Source organism: Corynebacterium belfantii, assembly GCF_041898185.1.
In the GTDB taxonomy this organism is placed as follows: Bacteria; Actinomycetota; Actinomycetes; order Mycobacteriales; family Mycobacteriaceae; genus Corynebacterium; species Corynebacterium belfantii.
Map to the genome: position 1 here is coordinate 2,034,893 of NZ_CP157823.1, position 14,674 is coordinate 2,049,566.

Below are 14,674 nucleotides of genomic sequence, written 5' to 3' on the forward strand. Positions count from 1 at the left end.
CTTAGGCTGACTGGCGTTCCCCGCCGGATTTCACGATGGCGCGGTACACCACCAGCAAGATCAAACCGATGACCGCGGTGACCACGATCGAACCGCCCGGGCGAACATCGAACCGATAGGAAAAGACCATCCCGAGCATCGTATACACCACGCCGAGTGCAAGCGTGAGCAGGAACGCCGCCTTATAGCTCCTGGCCACGACCAGCGCTGCAGCTACTGGCAGCACCATCAGGGACACCACCAGCAGCGCGCCGATCACCTTCGCGGCCAAGGCAACTGTCACTGCAGCTAGGCCCGTGAAAATCGCGTTGACCAGTGTGACTCTGTGGCCGGAAATCCGTGCGAGCTGCGCGTCGACCACCATGTCCATCAGGCTGCCGTAGCTGAGCACACAGGCCACCACAACTAACACAAAGGCGAGTGAAGTCACGAACACGTCACTGGCGGTGACCGCCGTGATACTACCGAAAAGATAGGACTCAAAACTGCGGCCAGTAGGAGCCAAATCCGCCAAAATCACCGCCATGCCAAGGCCCGCACTGAGGGTCACGGCAGTGGCCATGTCACCGTACTGAGGGAAACGTCGCCGGAGCAGTTCAATGAGGAACGCGCCGAGTACCGCAACCACCACTGCGCCGATGACTGGGGAAAAACCCGCGATCAGGCCGAGTGCCACACCTGCCAGTGAGGTATGGGATAGCGCATCGGCCATCATGGAGGTTCGCCTGCTCACCATTACGATGCCCAGCATCGGGATGGCGATGGAAAGCATGAGCGCCACGAGCATGGTGCGGCGCACAAACTCAAATTCAATGAGAAGTTGCAGCATTGGTCAACGTCCCTCGTTCAATGGTAAAAATGCGGTTAACAGGAAGGTTTTGTTGGATTTCCCCAACATTGTGGGTAACGATCACAATGGCCAGGCCACGCTGTTCGTGCAGCCGGCGCAGCGTGCGGAAGAACCGGATGCGGCTATCTACGTCCACACCGCTGGTGGGCTCGTCTAGGAACAGCAGTTCCGGGTCGTGGATCAGGGCGCGGGTGATAAGCACGCGCTGTTGCAACCCGCCGGAAAGCTCGGCGAACGGAACCCGCAAATACGCATCTAACCCCATCTGCGCCAGCAAGTCCTCCGCGATAGCGTAGTGGCGTTTGCGTGGAATTTTCACCACACCGAATTCGCGGCTCAGCCCCTGCACTACAAGCTCGCGTGAGGTGATGGGGAAGGAAATCTTCTCCATCGCGGTGGCTTGGGGGACGTAGCCGATGCGGTGGAAGTGGGTGCCGCTGGAGGCAGGGGCGTCGAAAAGCAGGCAGCTTCCCGATGCCGGACGGTACGCTCCGGTGAGCAGCCGAAGGAGCGTGGATTTACCGCACCCGTTTTCGCCGGTGATGCACACGATTTCACCCGGAGCGACGGTGAGGTTGATGCCCTGTAAGACCTCTACCTTGCCGAAGGCGAAGCTTAGGTCTTGGACGTTGATGATTTCGTTCACTGGGGTGTTCTTTCTACGGCTAGTGCAGTAGCCAAGTTTTCCAGGTTGAACTGCACGATGTCGGTGTAGGTTTGACGGCCGGAATCGATGGGCCCGTATTCCATCGAGCACAGTGGTAGGGCCACGCCACCAATTTCGTCGGCGATCACTTCGGCGGTTTTCGGGTCGCTGCCGAGCTCGTAGAACACGACGGTGATGCCGCTCCTTCTTGCTACCCGGATGGCTTCGGTGAGCACCCGTAGCTTTGGCGCTTCGTGCGTGGTGAGCCCTTGGAGGGGGTGTTGGGTGAGCCCGTAGTCGCGCGCCACATAGGCGAAGGCGTTGTGACTGGTCAGGAATTCCTTGTGTTGGGCCTGTTTTAGCTGCGCTTTGAATTGTGCTTGGAGCTGCGTGAGTGTGGCCACGAGGGTCCGAGTGCGTTTGTCCAGGGCTTCGTCATGCTCCGGCATCATCTGGCGCAGTTGCCCGCCGATCGCGTTGGCGTAGCGTTTTGCGTTGACAAGGGACAGCCAGGAGTGGGGGTCGAAGATACTGTGTTCTGTTTTGGCGGAGCCGCCCTCGATTATTGGTTCTGTGTCGATGGTGGCGCCGGCCTTATCGGTGAACCAGTAGGGCAGGATTTCTTCGGATTCGCGGTCGGAGACGAAAATCCAATCGCCTCCCTCGGGGAAGACGAAGGTGACGTCTCCGCTTTCGTGCCCCATTTTGATGGTATGGACGGCGGAATCGACTACCTCGGTGTGTTCGTGTTGGGCCAGTGGTTGGCCTTCGTCGTTCATGGTGTCTCGGCCGCGCTGGACTAGTTCGTTGATGGAAAGGTTACCTGGGTCTTTGAAAAATGCGGCGCGGAGCTCGCGCTCGTGAGTGTGCCCGAACGCCATGGTGATGTCGGCGCCCGCGGGTATGTGCATGCGGCCGATGTATTGGAATTCGCCGAGGGCGGCGGCCCCTTTGTAGTTGATGAGTTCGACGTATTCGGAGAGGTTCAGGATCGGCAGCGAGGGCAGGGCTTCTTCTACCTGCGGGAGCCAGGGTTCCATGTTGGCGCCGTTGACTACGAGAAGGTCGGCTTCTGCCAGGGCGCGAATGTCTTTGGGTGAGGGTTCCCACAGGTGGGGGTCTTGGTTGTAGGGCATGAAGGAGCGGACATCGGCGTCGGGGCCAGCAATCTCGCTCACGAGGCTGTAAATGGGAAAGAAGGAGCCGTAGATGATGGCACGTTCTTTGTGTTGCGGGGCGGGCGCCGCGCAGGCCATCAGGAGCACTGCAGGGATAAGCAGAACCGCGATCAGCGCTGTGGACACTTTGGCGATCACGTGCATGGGGTGATACTTCCTCAGTTGGGGGTAAAACACCGAACTGCCACGGAAAATGGTGAGTTCACGTGGCAGTTCATGTCAAGGATGACGAGTGGATTTAGTGTGCATGTTCCATGAGTTCGTCCACGATCTGTTCCTTGGTTGCCACCTTTGGATCGACGAAGGTGGGGAACGTTTCTTCCTGCTTCATGGCGTCTTTGTCGTTACCGAAGCGGGCGTGGAAGTGCTGGAGGGACTCTTCGCCGTGCATTGGCATGAGGAAGATGTACTTGTAGTCAGCGTCGCCTTCTGCCTTGAAGACGGACCACTTGATCTGGTGACCCTTGTATTCTTGCTCAAAGCCCTCGTCGAAGGTGTACTTGATTGGGGTTTCGGATGGATTGTCCAAGGTGGCGCCGTCCTTGACGAAGGTGACGGTGTCGCCGTCGATGGCGAGTGCGCCGAATGGGACGCCGTAGCGTTCCTTGAGCTTGGCCTTGGTTTCGGTGACGTCCACGCCATGTTCCTTGGCTGCGGCTTCGAAGTCGGCGTCGTAGGAGGCGTCGTCCAAGTAGGATGCGAGGCTTGCGTACTTGCCGTCCCAGTCAGCGAGGCTGGCCTTGTGGGTGGATGGTGCGGTGGTAGCCATGGACGTTGCAACTGCACTGCTTGACGACGGCGCAGTGCTGGACTCCTCAGAGGAAGAGCAGCCAACCAGAGCCAAGGAGCCCACGAGGGCCAAAATTGGGAACTTCAAGCCAGCAATGCTTTTCATTTTCAATCCTTCTCGGTGTATGAGTACCCTCAAAATGACCGTTTAACAGCAAAACAGCCTTCTAAGGCGGGTATCGACTGGTGACATCAAACCAATTTTGATTGGTTGACCTACCCTAACTTGCACCTTGCCACTGTTGACCACAGTTGTCAAATGGCTGCGAGGGAGGTCAGAAGTCACAAACCCCCCGGTTACAAATCCTTGAACACGACAGCCTTTGAGAATGATGGATACCCTCCGCACCCCCTTAGAACTTTTGTTCCAACCGTGTGGAAGCTGTGTCCGACTCCCCCCGCTACGGTGAAGCTATGGATTTTGATGAGCTGTTGGAACTTATTCACATTTTGTACAACAACCTGAAAGACCACCCCTACAAGACAAAGTGGCATTCAGCCACGCCCATGGACAATGGAACGAAATCTTCGCCATCCACTATCTTCTCTGCGGGTACATGGGAGGAAAATCGGAGCATTACCAGGAACCAAACCTCAAGAACTATGAAGTGATTTCCCACGCAAACCTCGATGAGCTAACTGATTGGAACATGCATCATCCCCGACCTGGAAGGCTTGAAGATGATTCCGAGTACACCTGGCACCAGTTTTGATGAGGCAACAATCGCCACCACGAACATCAAGCACAACGGCCGGCTACAGAATTCTCTACAACCAGCCGTCGATAAGCGTGCGCTATTTTTCGTCCGTGCTCAATGCCGCAACGAAGGCCTCTTGTGGCACGGAAACGGCACCAATGTTCTTCATGCGCTTCTTGCCTTCTTTCTGCTTTTCTAGCAGTTTGCGCTTTCGGGAGATGTCGCCGCCGTAGCATTTGGCGAGGACGTCTTTGCGCAGAGCACGGATGTTTTCACGTGCGATCACTTTGGAGCCGATGGCTGCCTGGACGGGCACTTCGAATTGTTGGCGTGGGATGAGCTCTTTGAGTTTCTTGGTCATCTTGTTGCCGTACCACTGGGCGTTGTCGCGGTGGACGATGGCGGAGAATGCGTCCACTGGGTCGCCTTGGAGCAGGATGTCTACCTTGACTAGGTCGGCGAGTTGTTCGCCGGCTTCTTCGTAGTTGAGGGAGGCGTAGCCCTTGGTGCGGGATTTCAGCTGGTCGAAGAAGTCGAAGATGATTTCGCCGAGTGGCATGGTGTAGCGCAGTTCTACGCGGTCCTCGGAGAGGTAGTCCATGCCTTCCATCTGGCCGCGCTTGGTTTGGCACAGTTCCATGGTGGTTCCTACGAAGTCGGAAGGCACGATGATGGTGGTCTTCACGATGGGTTCGTAGACTTCGCGTAGTTTGCCTGCTGGCCAGTCGGATGGGTTGTGCACGCGGTGTTCGCTGCCGTCTTCGGCTACAACACGGTAATTCACCGATGGTGCGGTGGAGATTAGGTCGAGGTCGAATTCGCGCTGGAGGCGGTCACGGGTGATCTCCATGTGGAGCAGGCCGAGGAAGCCACAACGGAAGCCGAAGCCGAGCGCTACGGAGGTTTCTGGCTCGTAGGTGAGGGAGGCGTCGTTAAGCTGGAGTTTTTCTAGTGCGTCGCGTAGTTCTGGGAAGTCCGCCTGGGATATTGGGAACAGACCCGAGTAAACCATGGGCTTGGGCTCTTCGTAGCCTTGGAGTGCTTCTTCGGCGCCGTTGTGTGCCCAGGTGACGGTGTCGCCGACCTTGGATTGACGCACGTCTTTCACACCGGTGATCAGGTAGCCTACTTCGCCAGGGCCTAGGCCGGAGCACTTCTTGGGTGTTGGGGAGACGATGCCGATTTCGAGGAGTTCGTGGACGGCACCGGTAGACATCATTTTGATCTTTTGGCGTGGAGTGAGCTTGCCGTCGATCATGCGGATGTAGGTGACTACGCCACGGTAGGTGTCGTAGACCGAGTCGAAAATCATGGCGCGGGCGGGCGCATCGTCTGGGCAATCGGTGGTCGGTGCAGGGATGAGCTCGGCGACTTTGTCGAGGAGTTCTTCCACGCCTTCACCGGTTTTGCCGGAAACGCGCAGTACGTCTTCTGGTTCACAGCCAATGATGTTGGCGATTTCCAGAGAGTATTTTTCGGGATCGGCTGCTGGCAGGTCGATCTTGTTCAAAACAGGGATGATCTCAAGGTCGTTTTCCATGGCCAAGTAGAGGTTGGCCAGCGTTTGAGCTTCGATGCCTTGGGCTGCGTCGACAAGCAGGATTGCACCTTCGCAAGCTTCCAAGGCGCGGGAGACTTCGTAGGTGAAGTCCACGTGACCTGGGGTGTCGATCATCTGCATGACGATCTGCTCGCCAGCGTAGGGGCCAGTACGTGGGATCCATGGCAGTCGGACGTTTTGGGCCTTGATGGTAATGCCGCGTTCGCGTTCGATGTCCATGTTGTCGAGGTACTGGTCGCGCATGTCGCGTGCGTCTACAACATTAGACAGTTGCAAAATACGGTCAGCCAACGTGGACTTACCGTGGTCGATGTGTGCAATGATGCAGAAGTTTCGGATCTGCTGTGGATCCGTGAACGTCTTCTCCGCGAATTTTTCGGCCATGGTTGTTTTTACTCGTACCTTTCTCAAGACAGTCCCTCTTACATTACCCGACTTTCCGCTCATCCCCGACCACACTATCATTGATAGATCAACTAACTGGAAGGAGCGCCCACCCAAGGATCACACGCCCCCACACCATCGACCCTATCCCCGCTCTCCCGAACGCATGGCAGCTCCTCATCGCCTTTAATACTCCAGGTCCACGCTAGCCAGGTGCACTTCGCGCAGCTCTTTCCATTCTGATCCCCGCCGGCATTGCCCTTTTATTAGGTCACGAACAACACATGCTGCTCGTTGCCGCCGGATCCATGGCTGTTATTTACGGCGAAGGCCACCCGTTTCGTACCCGCTGGCGGATCATTTTTATCGCCGGTGTGCTCTTCATTGCCGCTACCGGTGTCGGCGCAGCGGTCGGCCATGTTGCGCTCGGCCACGTGGATGCAAGGGGAAGCCACTGGTGGTATTGGTGGATCGGGCTGTTCACAGCACTTATGGCGACGGCTAGCACTTTTATTCAAAATGCACAGCGCCTTCCCCACCGGGTGGTTTCTTTATTGTGATGGTCGGCGGTGGTTCTACTATGGCTGCTCGCCTTGGCTTGTCTCCGCTGGAGGTCGCGGCGTGGACGGCGATAGGCGATGCGGGAATCATCTCCGGCAGTGACATCGTCAAACCCCAGCACAACAACCTCGTCTCTCGTATGTTGCGCGCCAACGCAGCATTGGCTACTGCCGGCGAAGCCAGCGCCGATTTCTCCGACAACGCAACGCTTATCGACGTCTCCCGCGCGCGTATCCCCATTCTCGCCCCACCATGCGCTACCGATTCTTCCGCGCGATGAGTGTCTATTCCCACTCCGTTATCACCGCCACCCAAGTTTTCTGTGCCGCGTTCATCGCCATAACTATTGGTGTAGCCCTCGGGTTCGACCGCCCCGACTGGGCTGTTGTCTCCGTGCTCTTGATCTTGCAGTGGGGTCCATCGTTTCCTCGGCACCATCGCCGGTATCGCTATATTTATCGACCTTCACGCTTGGGGAATCCACAGCTTGTCCCTCTTGCTCGTCTTGTGCTTTTGCCAATACATGGCCGAAATCTAGGTGGTACGCAACTACGCCTTTGCCGGTGTTTTTACCACGCAGCTCGCCATGCTTATGGGCGGTGCGAATAGCAAACCCCTAGGCGAAGTCATCACTGCCCGATTCTTTGAAACCTTGTTCGCAGCCACTATGGCCATCATCGCCTTGTGGGTAATTCCCAAAGCCATCGAAGCCCATCACATGCGCCGCCTTATCGGACGCAGCTACTGGTCCATGGGTACGCTGTCGGCGCACTATTGACTGCTACTCCAGAAGAAGCCCTACGGGAGCGTCGCGACGTGCAATACGAGCTGCTTTCCCAACACCGCGCAGCACAATCCTTTTCCTCCAATCTGCCCACCGAAGCCACAAAACTGTGGGCAGAACACGTGGCCGTCCAACGCGCCGGCTACGCCATCTTGGATTACTGCACCGCCCATGCGCATCAACATATCCATCTCAAAGACATCCAAGATCTAGCCGCACACATTCGTGCAGCACGATTACAGAACCGCTGATAGGGTAAATAACCATGGGCATGAAAGATCGCGTGCGTAACCGATTCTTACGCAAGGTGGCCGCGTCATTCACCGTAGAATCTGAGACTCCTCTCGAACGCGGCCTTAGCAGGCTAAGCTCCCGCATTGGATTGCAGGATCACCACAGCGCACCGCGCAGTCCACGGCACCAATCCTCTTGCTGCGTCAAACGCACACAAGACTGTGCTCGCACAGTCTTCTACGCCCCCAACATGGACGGCCACGTAGAACCAGGAGAGGTGGTGTGGTTCTGGTCCCCCGAATGCGATGCCGATAATCACCCCAAAGAGCGCTCCATTGTTGTCGTCGGACGCCACAACGATCACATCCTCGGACTGATTACTTCTCCCGACGAGGTACATCGCGAAGAAAGTGACTGGCTAGACATTGGTACCGGCCCGTGGAATGACCAAGGGCGCCAAAGCTGGGTCCGGCTGGATAAAATCATCTCCGTTCCCGAATCAGATATTCGGCGCTCCGGTGCGGTGATCCCCAATCGACGCTTCGAAAGAATTGCTCAGCGCCTGCGATCAGACTTCGGCTGGGCCTAAAACTGTGATAGCATATCCCCTCGTTGTCCACATTCATGTTCTTCTACCCTGAGTGCACAAAGCAACGGCGGTCAGGACCTTGGGTCCGCTTTCATGCTTTATGCAGGTTATAAGCCAGCTTGAGGAGGAAGACACAACGAGAAACTAAGAGGTATTTGCCATGGCAAACATCAAGTCCCAGAAGAAGCGCATTCTCACCAACGAGAAGGCTCGTCAGCGTAACCAGGCTATCCGCTCTGCAGTTCGCACCGAGATCCGCAAGTTCCGCGCAGCTGTTGCTGCCGGCGACAAGGCTGCTGCTGAAGCTCAGCTGCGCGTTGCTTCCCGTGCTCTGGACAAGTCCGTGACCAAGGGCGTCTTCCACCGCAACAACGCGGCTAACAAGAAGTCCAACATGGCTCACGCTCTGAACAAGATGGCCTAAGCTAATGCAAAATCCCGCTTTGTTGTCACAGGGCGGGATTTTTTATATCTATGAGCGGGTAGCTGCGATGATAAGTCCGATACCGGCAACAATAAAGAAGCAGCCAGCAATCAGATCAATCCACGGACCGGCCTTCAAAAAGGCCCGCCGCAGCGCATTGGTACTAATCACAGTGGCTAACAGTGAGAACATCACGAGGTTGCTCAACACAATCACTAAGATCACCGACAGCGCAGTCAGCAGGCTGGGGTTTGTGGGAAGAAACGGTGCAATGATCGCCGCAAAATACAGCACCACTTTAGGGTTCGAAAGGTTGGTGGCTAGTCCTTGGCGATAACACTGTGCTGGGGTTCCTAGGAGAGCGTCGATAGTCGAGGCAACCGCAACCCCCTCCCCCAGCTGACGACGTGCCACCCGCACCAACTTCGTACCCATCCATAAAAGCCACGCCCCACCCACAAGTTGGATACCCCTCAGTACCGAGGGGTACGCGGTGAGCACGGCCGTTGCACCGAAAACCGTCAACGTGACCCACACCAACAACCCCGTGGCGATTCCAGCAACGGCAGCATAAGCGTGCGGACGCGACTTGGTAGCGATGCGAGTAACAAGGAAAATATCAGGCCCTGGGGTAAGCATTCCCACCACGTTGAGGCCGACAAGGGTAAGTAATTGGCTAAGCCCCACGTGCGTGAAGCCTTTCGACGAGATCCTCGCGGCCAAACATCCGCGCCGTATCAATCGCATTTGGTTGCCCAGCGGTGGGGTCTGCACCATGACGCAGCAAAGTGTCGATGACTTCAGGCTCTTGTTTAAAGATCGCACCGGCTAGTGGCGACTGCCCACGGTCGTTCAGGGCGTTGACATCGGCACCGTGAGCCGCAAGCATCTCAACGCATGCGTGATGTCCGGAATAAGCCGCGATCATCAACAGGGAGTTACCGTCTTGGTTGCGCAGGTCCGCGTCGACGCCATGATCGATGTACTGGGCGAGAGTATCTGTATCGCCACGACGTGCCATGTCAAACAACTGGGATACGAGTTCTTGCACGTCTTCTGGGATTTCGGATTGATTCATGCCTTCTAGATTAGCCTGCGAGCTCAGAGATCCTACGGATAGCATCCTCAATTTCGTAGTCGGGGTCGCCGCCGAGTTCGCCATCGAGGCCGTGGCCCTTAAGGCTGGAATCCACATCCGCCATCAAAATCACCGCTTGACTGACAGCATTACCCGTCCACATGCGCGCAACTTTGGCAGTCTTTTCCACCACAAAGGGATGCATGCCCAGTTCACCTGCAAGTTTTCTGGAGTCGATTCGTCCTCGCGTGGAGTATAACCGCGCGATAGCACTGACTTTCATACTCAATGCGGCGGCAAGTGCCACCGGTGAGACTCCTAGTTGTAGTGCCCGGCGCGCACTGGCGACGGCGCGTTGGGTTTGTCCTGAGCAGGCAAGGTCTGCCACGTCGAAACCGGAGACTTCTGCTACTCCCACGTAGTAGTCGCGGACGGTGGCGAGGGTGACGTCGCCATTGTTGTCGGCAACGAGTTGGCCGATGGCCGAGGCGAGTTCGCGGAGGTCGGATCCTACGCCTTCGAGCAGGGCGTGGACAACGTCTGGGGTGGGGCGTACTCCGTGGCGTTTGAATTCGTTGGTGACCCAGCCCACGCGGTCTTTGGGTTTGAGTTTGTTGGCTTCGTGGACTTGGCTGATTTTGCTGAGTTTGGGTACTAGTGCTTTTTGTCGTCCGCCGCCGGAGTGCACGATGATGAGGTAGATTCCTGGTGCTGGGTCGACGGCGACGTTGAGGACGAGCTCGGCGGGTTCTTTGCCGGCGTCTTCTAAGTTGGTCAGCACGATGATGCGGTCTTCGCCGAAGAGCGACGGGCTGGTGAGTTGGATGAGTTCGGAGGCGTTGACTTCGCCTGCCCGAAGTGTGGTCACGGGGACGTCGCTGCCGATAGTTTTGTTGATCTCGGCGATGATACTGTGGCGTGCGCGTTCGGCTAGGAATTCATCGTCGCCAACTACGAGGTGCACTGGTAGGAGTTGCTGACCCATGGTGTCTATCGTGCCATATGCGGTCGGCGCGAATTCGATCCGGCACGGTTGCATAGACTACGGGTGTGCCATCGGTGGTCATTGTCTCGCGGGTGCGCCGTGAGGGTTCCGTAACGACGAAGATGTCTGCGTTTTTACCTGCGATTTCTTCTTCTTTGGTGAGGGTGACAACAGTGAGATCTGCGGTGGGGACGGTGGGTGTGTGCTGCCACCAGATTGTGGCCACCATGGCGCAACTTATTGTTGCCAGTGTGGTTTTAGGCTTGACGACGATCCCAGCAAGCAACCACAGTGCGCCGAGTACGGCCCACAAGGTAGACAGTTCACGGGATTCTGGAAATGGCTGGTCAATGCTGGTCCAAGTGTGTCCCCCGAGGGTCGTGGCAATAAATCCGATCCAGTCGGCACCGGGTTCGATGAGGTTAATAAGAATGCTGGGGACGACAGGAAGCCAACTAGTCAAAACTGCTACTAAGCCAATGAGGGTAATGATCGGTACGACGGGGGCCGCCAGAAGGTTAGCCAGTACGGAGACGGCGGATACTTTTCCAGACATGAGCATCACTATGGGCATGGTGGATATGTCTGCGGCGATGGCAATAGCTAGTGCTCGCACCACAATGTTGGGAGTGACGTCCACGATGGCGAGGCTGCGATAGATCGCTGGGTAGAGCACTATGATTCCTGCGGTTGCAGCCACGGATAATACGAACCCGAAATGCGTTGCAAGTGCGCAATCCCACAGCAGTAGCCCAATGATCGCGATACTTAGTGCGTGAATTGTGGGAGTGCGGGTGTAAGTAAGTACTGCCACAAGACCGACCATGCCCATAACGGCTGCGCGTAATACTGAAGGTTCAGTTCCCACGACGGCAACAAAACACACAAGCGCTAGCATGCTGGCAATTACTGTCTGTCGTGGCCCTAGGCCTAACACCGCGGCCAGTGCGGCTGTCCACGAGGTGACAATGGCGACGTTGCCACCGCTAACTGCAGAAAGGTGTGCAAGACCGGTGGTGGCATAGAGTTCAACATTCTGAGCTGATTGCAAGGAGGTATCGCCTAACACCATGGCGGGGATGAGGCCGGTGGCGTGTCCGTCGGTGTGGGCTGCTACGAGCTTGTGAAAGTGCTGCGTGATGTGCGTGCTGATTGCGCTCCACCCCGTGGGCGGGCTGACCACGGTGATGGGAGCTTCGGCGCGAAGGAGGGCGTCGCTAAGCCCTACGGATCCGCTGTGGGAAACCGTACCGGTGACCGTCACGTGATCGCCTGGCTCAACGCTGGGCTGGGTTTTACTGAGCACGGGTACTTCGGCGGGAAAACCGTGCATGTGGGCGCGAAAGATCCAGCCGCTAGCAGTCTGTTTTACAGGAGTAACCACCTCTAATGCGACAGTAGTTCTCCACTGCCACATGTCCACACGAGTGATGTGCATGGTGGTTATTGCTGTGGCACAAGCACCCATGCATCCAGCAAGAAACCCCTGCGCAGGCTGCCACAGCGCAAGCCCTACTGCTACGACCACGCAGGCGATCAGCGGCCACCAGATGGCGCGCTGCCACAGGCATAGCCACGTGCACCCCCACACCATGAAGGCACTGGGTACCAGCCGCAGTTCTGTCATAGCACTAGGTCCTGCGCTATTGCTTGGTATCTGGCAGGGCCTATTCCTTTGACTTTTTGTAATTCTTCGAGGCTGCCAAATCCACCATGGGAATCACGATAAGAAACAATGGCAGCTGCGGTCTTAGCGCCGATTCCATCTAGCTGTTCAAGCTCAGCCACAGTAGCGCTATTGAGGCGAACACGACCATCGGTAGCCGGTACTGGTTCGGAGGGACCTCCGACAACGATCTGGGAGGAGTCGACAAGCTTTTCCGCTTGGTTAAGACCGAGGATATGTGCTGGGTCTACAGGACCTGCTGCATGCAGCGCATCGGCAACTCGGGCACCCGGCGCGAAGGTATACAGTCCTGGGGTGTGTACCTCCCCCACGACTGAGACTACGATCTCCGGCGCGCTCGTCTCAGCAGAGGCCACAGGCGCAGGAGGAGGAGGTGGTGACTGCGCGAGCTGAAGCAGAAAAATGATGGCAATCACCGCAACAACAACGCCTGCACCTATCACGCTGTGGGTGCGGCTGAGTTCGAGGCGACGTTGCCGTGGGTATTCCACCACCATCAGGTCTTCGGTGCCAGTCGGTGCTGCTAGTTGTCCTAGCCGTTGCAGTACGCGTTTCATACGCGCCAACACTAGCCACGAAAATTACGATCCCACGCGATTAGAGACACATTCATGATAATCCTGTGGATAACTGTGTCGGGGGCACCCGCTACTCGGGGCTTCTGTGGATAGCTTTTAGGAGGCGGTTGACAAATCTGTGGGAGCAGTATCGGAATAGCTACTAAAAACCACCGAGATTCCTAGTGCGCCTACACCACAATGAACGCTTAGTGCTTGGTCCATATCCATAATCATGAAGCTAGAGCCCTTGGGCAGCGTAGCAGTCAACTGAGACTGCAGTGAATGTGCAGCTTCTAGCGCCTGATGATGTTGGATTGCCACGAAGGCAGGCTCGCCAGCACAGCGATCAGAGATGACAGCAACCAACCGGGCGAAAGCTTTGGACTGCGTGCGAGTTTTCACAGCAAGCTCCACATGGCCCCCGCGCAGCTGCATAATCGGCTTTGTTGCCAGCGCTGCTGACACTACCGCTGTTGCCGTGGTGATCCGGCCAGAACGACGCATCTCTTCCATGCGGTGCAGATACAACCATGTTTCAGAGCGTCGTAACGTATCGCGAGCCATGTCTGCGCACTCCCGCAAACTTGCCCCGTCTTGGGCCAACCGTGCTGCCGCCATTGCTGCAGCACCAACGCACATTCCCACAGATTGGGTGTCTACTACGTCCACTGCGCCGTCAAAGACTGCGGCCGCGGTATGCGCAGCGGACCACGTAGATGATAGCTCCTTGGAAAGGTGCAAGGCCACCACACCAGCGTCGCCACCGCGCTCAAGCTGGCGCGCATAGGCAGCGGTGAGCTCTAACGCAGACAACCCCGCTGTACTGACCTGGTTTTCTGAGGGCACTAGGTGTAAATCGACCACCGTGATCCCCAGTTCCTCTGCTATCTCCGCGGGCAATCCTGACGAGGAATCCGTGACAATGCGAACAGTCATGGTGCTAGAGGTTGCGTCCTAACGCCACACCCATATTCCAGCCTTCCAGGTACCACCGCGCATCAGTCACTGTCTGCGGGGTAAAACGCGCAGAGAGCTGATCCACATAATCCGCAGCTTCTTTTTCGGCGTTTTCTGAAGCCGCACCGTGGAAGCGAGGACGCGCGGTCAGCTGCGCCCAGCAGGTGTTCCCCAGCCCAGAGATCAAGGAATACTGCTCTTGGTGCAACCCCAACAAACTAGAGGTCAGCGCACTAATGGTACCGCCGTGGGCCACGAGCAGAACACTACAGTCATCCCATTCGTCGTAATCGCACATGAGCTCGTCGACAACCGCGCGAGCACGCTGCGCAACATGGATACGGGATTCGCCATTAGGTGGTGCCCAGGTGGCGTCGTGACGCCACAACGCACGCGCACCCGGATAATGCTCGTCTACTTCCTCGTGCGTCTTCGCCTGCCAATCCCCCAGATTGGTTTCGCGTAGGCGCTGGTCAGTAGAGACTTCTACGCCAAGGCGTTGCCCTACAACAGTTGCGGTTTCATGGGCGCGGGCGAGGTCAGAAGAGACGATCTTGCCAATCGGCAACGTGGCAAAAAAATCCGCCGCCGCTTCTGCTTGCGCCCAACCAGCATCCGACAGCACAGTATCCAAGTGTCCTTGCATACGCTTCGTGGCATTGTATTCGGTTTGGCCGTGGCGCAGCACAATGAGGCGACGGGACATAAT

The 14,674-nt window shown here is 56.9% G+C and carries 18 protein-coding genes; 6 read left to right on the forward strand and 12 right to left on the reverse strand.

All coding sequences use genetic code 11. From position 1 onward, the window contains the following. Position 1: 1 nt before the first annotated feature. From ABMV07_RS10110 to lepA, 5 genes are all read right to left on the reverse strand, one after another. The gene (locus ABMV07_RS10110; RefSeq protein ID WP_088267399.1) at positions 2–829 is read right to left on the reverse strand and encodes a metal ABC transporter permease; all 828 of its coding nucleotides are present in this window, start codon (positions 827–829) and stop codon (positions 2–4) included. Continuing rightward, positions 810–1,496: a metal ABC transporter ATP-binding protein gene (locus ABMV07_RS10115; RefSeq protein WP_159461312.1), complete on the reverse strand. Its 687-nt coding sequence runs from the start codon at positions 1,494–1,496 to the stop codon at positions 810–812. Before ABMV07_RS10115 ends, ABMV07_RS10110 begins: the two co-directional genes overlap by 20 nt. Continuing rightward, positions 1,493–2,812 (reverse strand): metal ABC transporter substrate-binding protein, encoded by a 1,320-nt coding sequence (locus ABMV07_RS10120; protein WP_374064573.1) that lies wholly within the window; start codon positions 2,810–2,812, stop codon positions 1,493–1,495. Before ABMV07_RS10120 ends, ABMV07_RS10115 begins: the two co-directional genes overlap by 4 nt. Positions 2,813–2,912: 100 nt before the next feature. Further along, positions 2,913–3,569, reverse strand: coding sequence for a ZinT/AdcA family metal-binding protein (locus tag ABMV07_RS10125; RefSeq protein WP_374064574.1), 657 nt, complete (start codon positions 3,567–3,569; stop codon positions 2,913–2,915). A gap of 689 nt (positions 3,570–4,258) precedes the next feature. Further along, positions 4,259–6,106 (reverse strand): translation elongation factor 4, encoded by a 1,848-nt coding sequence (gene lepA, locus ABMV07_RS10130; RefSeq protein ID WP_374064575.1) that lies wholly within the window; start codon positions 6,104–6,106, stop codon positions 4,259–4,261. Positions 6,107–6,390: 284 nt separating this feature from the next. Between lepA and ABMV07_RS10135 the strand changes: the two genes are divergently transcribed. From ABMV07_RS10135 to rpsT, 6 genes are all read left to right on the forward strand, one after another. After that, positions 6,391–6,666 (forward strand): hypothetical protein, encoded by a 276-nt coding sequence (locus ABMV07_RS10135; RefSeq protein WP_197688919.1) that lies wholly within the window; start codon positions 6,391–6,393, stop codon positions 6,664–6,666. A gap of 20 nt (positions 6,667–6,686) precedes the next feature. Continuing rightward, entirely contained in the window at positions 6,687–6,947 is a 261-nt protein-coding gene (locus tag ABMV07_RS10140; protein WP_197688918.1) for a hypothetical protein, read from the forward strand. Positions 6,948–7,205: 258 nt separating this feature from the next. After that, positions 7,206–7,445 (forward strand): hypothetical protein, encoded by a 240-nt coding sequence (locus ABMV07_RS10145; RefSeq protein WP_111946773.1) that lies wholly within the window; start codon positions 7,206–7,208, stop codon positions 7,443–7,445. Further along, the gene (locus tag ABMV07_RS10150; protein WP_197688917.1) at positions 7,442–7,702 is read left to right on the forward strand and encodes a hypothetical protein; all 261 of its coding nucleotides are present in this window, start codon (positions 7,442–7,444) and stop codon (positions 7,700–7,702) included. Before ABMV07_RS10145 ends, ABMV07_RS10150 begins: the two co-directional genes overlap by 4 nt. 14 nt (positions 7,703–7,716) lie before the next feature. Beyond that, positions 7,717–8,274 (forward strand): type II toxin-antitoxin system PemK/MazF family toxin, encoded by a 558-nt coding sequence (locus tag ABMV07_RS10155; protein ID WP_088267392.1) that lies wholly within the window; start codon positions 7,717–7,719, stop codon positions 8,272–8,274. A 160-nt stretch (positions 8,275–8,434) separates the two neighbouring features. After that, positions 8,435–8,698 carry a 30S ribosomal protein S20 gene (rpsT, locus tag ABMV07_RS10160; protein ID WP_003852425.1) on the forward strand — a complete coding sequence of 88 codons (264 nt, stop codon included), beginning with the start codon at positions 8,435–8,437 and terminating at the stop codon, positions 8,696–8,698. A gap of 48 nt (positions 8,699–8,746) precedes the next feature. On the opposite strand, the gene ABMV07_RS10165 is transcribed toward rpsT, so the two are convergent. The 7 genes from ABMV07_RS10165 to ABMV07_RS10195 form a co-directional block, all read right to left on the reverse strand. Further along, a complete protein-coding gene (locus ABMV07_RS10165) occupies positions 8,747–9,385 on the reverse strand; it encodes a LysE family translocator (RefSeq protein WP_088267391.1) in 639 nt (212 codons plus the stop codon). After that, positions 9,375–9,776 (reverse strand): ankyrin repeat domain-containing protein, encoded by a 402-nt coding sequence (locus tag ABMV07_RS10170; RefSeq protein WP_196977697.1) that lies wholly within the window; start codon positions 9,774–9,776, stop codon positions 9,375–9,377. The genes ABMV07_RS10165 and ABMV07_RS10170 overlap by 11 nt, the downstream gene beginning before the upstream one ends. Positions 9,777–9,786: 10 nt before the next feature. Next, complete coding sequence (gene holA, locus ABMV07_RS10175) at positions 9,787–10,761, reverse strand: DNA polymerase III subunit delta (RefSeq protein WP_088267389.1); 975 nt, start codon at positions 10,759–10,761, stop codon at positions 9,787–9,789. Next, the gene (locus tag ABMV07_RS10180) at positions 10,715–12,388 is read right to left on the reverse strand and encodes a ComEC/Rec2 family competence protein (RefSeq protein WP_088267388.1); all 1,674 of its coding nucleotides are present in this window, start codon (positions 12,386–12,388) and stop codon (positions 10,715–10,717) included. Before ABMV07_RS10180 ends, holA begins: the two co-directional genes overlap by 47 nt. After that, positions 12,385–13,005 carry a helix-hairpin-helix domain-containing protein gene (locus ABMV07_RS10185; protein WP_374064576.1) on the reverse strand — a complete coding sequence of 207 codons (621 nt, stop codon included), beginning with the start codon at positions 13,003–13,005 and terminating at the stop codon, positions 12,385–12,387. The genes ABMV07_RS10180 and ABMV07_RS10185 overlap by 4 nt, the downstream gene beginning before the upstream one ends. A 117-nt stretch (positions 13,006–13,122) precedes the next feature. Beyond that, entirely contained in the window at positions 13,123–13,944 is an 822-nt protein-coding gene (locus tag ABMV07_RS10190; protein ID WP_088267386.1) for a DegV family protein, read from the reverse strand. A gap of 4 nt (positions 13,945–13,948) precedes the next feature. Continuing rightward, positions 13,949–14,671, reverse strand: coding sequence for a histidine phosphatase family protein (locus tag ABMV07_RS10195; RefSeq protein ID WP_088267385.1), 723 nt, complete (start codon positions 14,669–14,671; stop codon positions 13,949–13,951). Between the last annotated feature and the right edge of the window lie 3 nt (positions 14,672–14,674).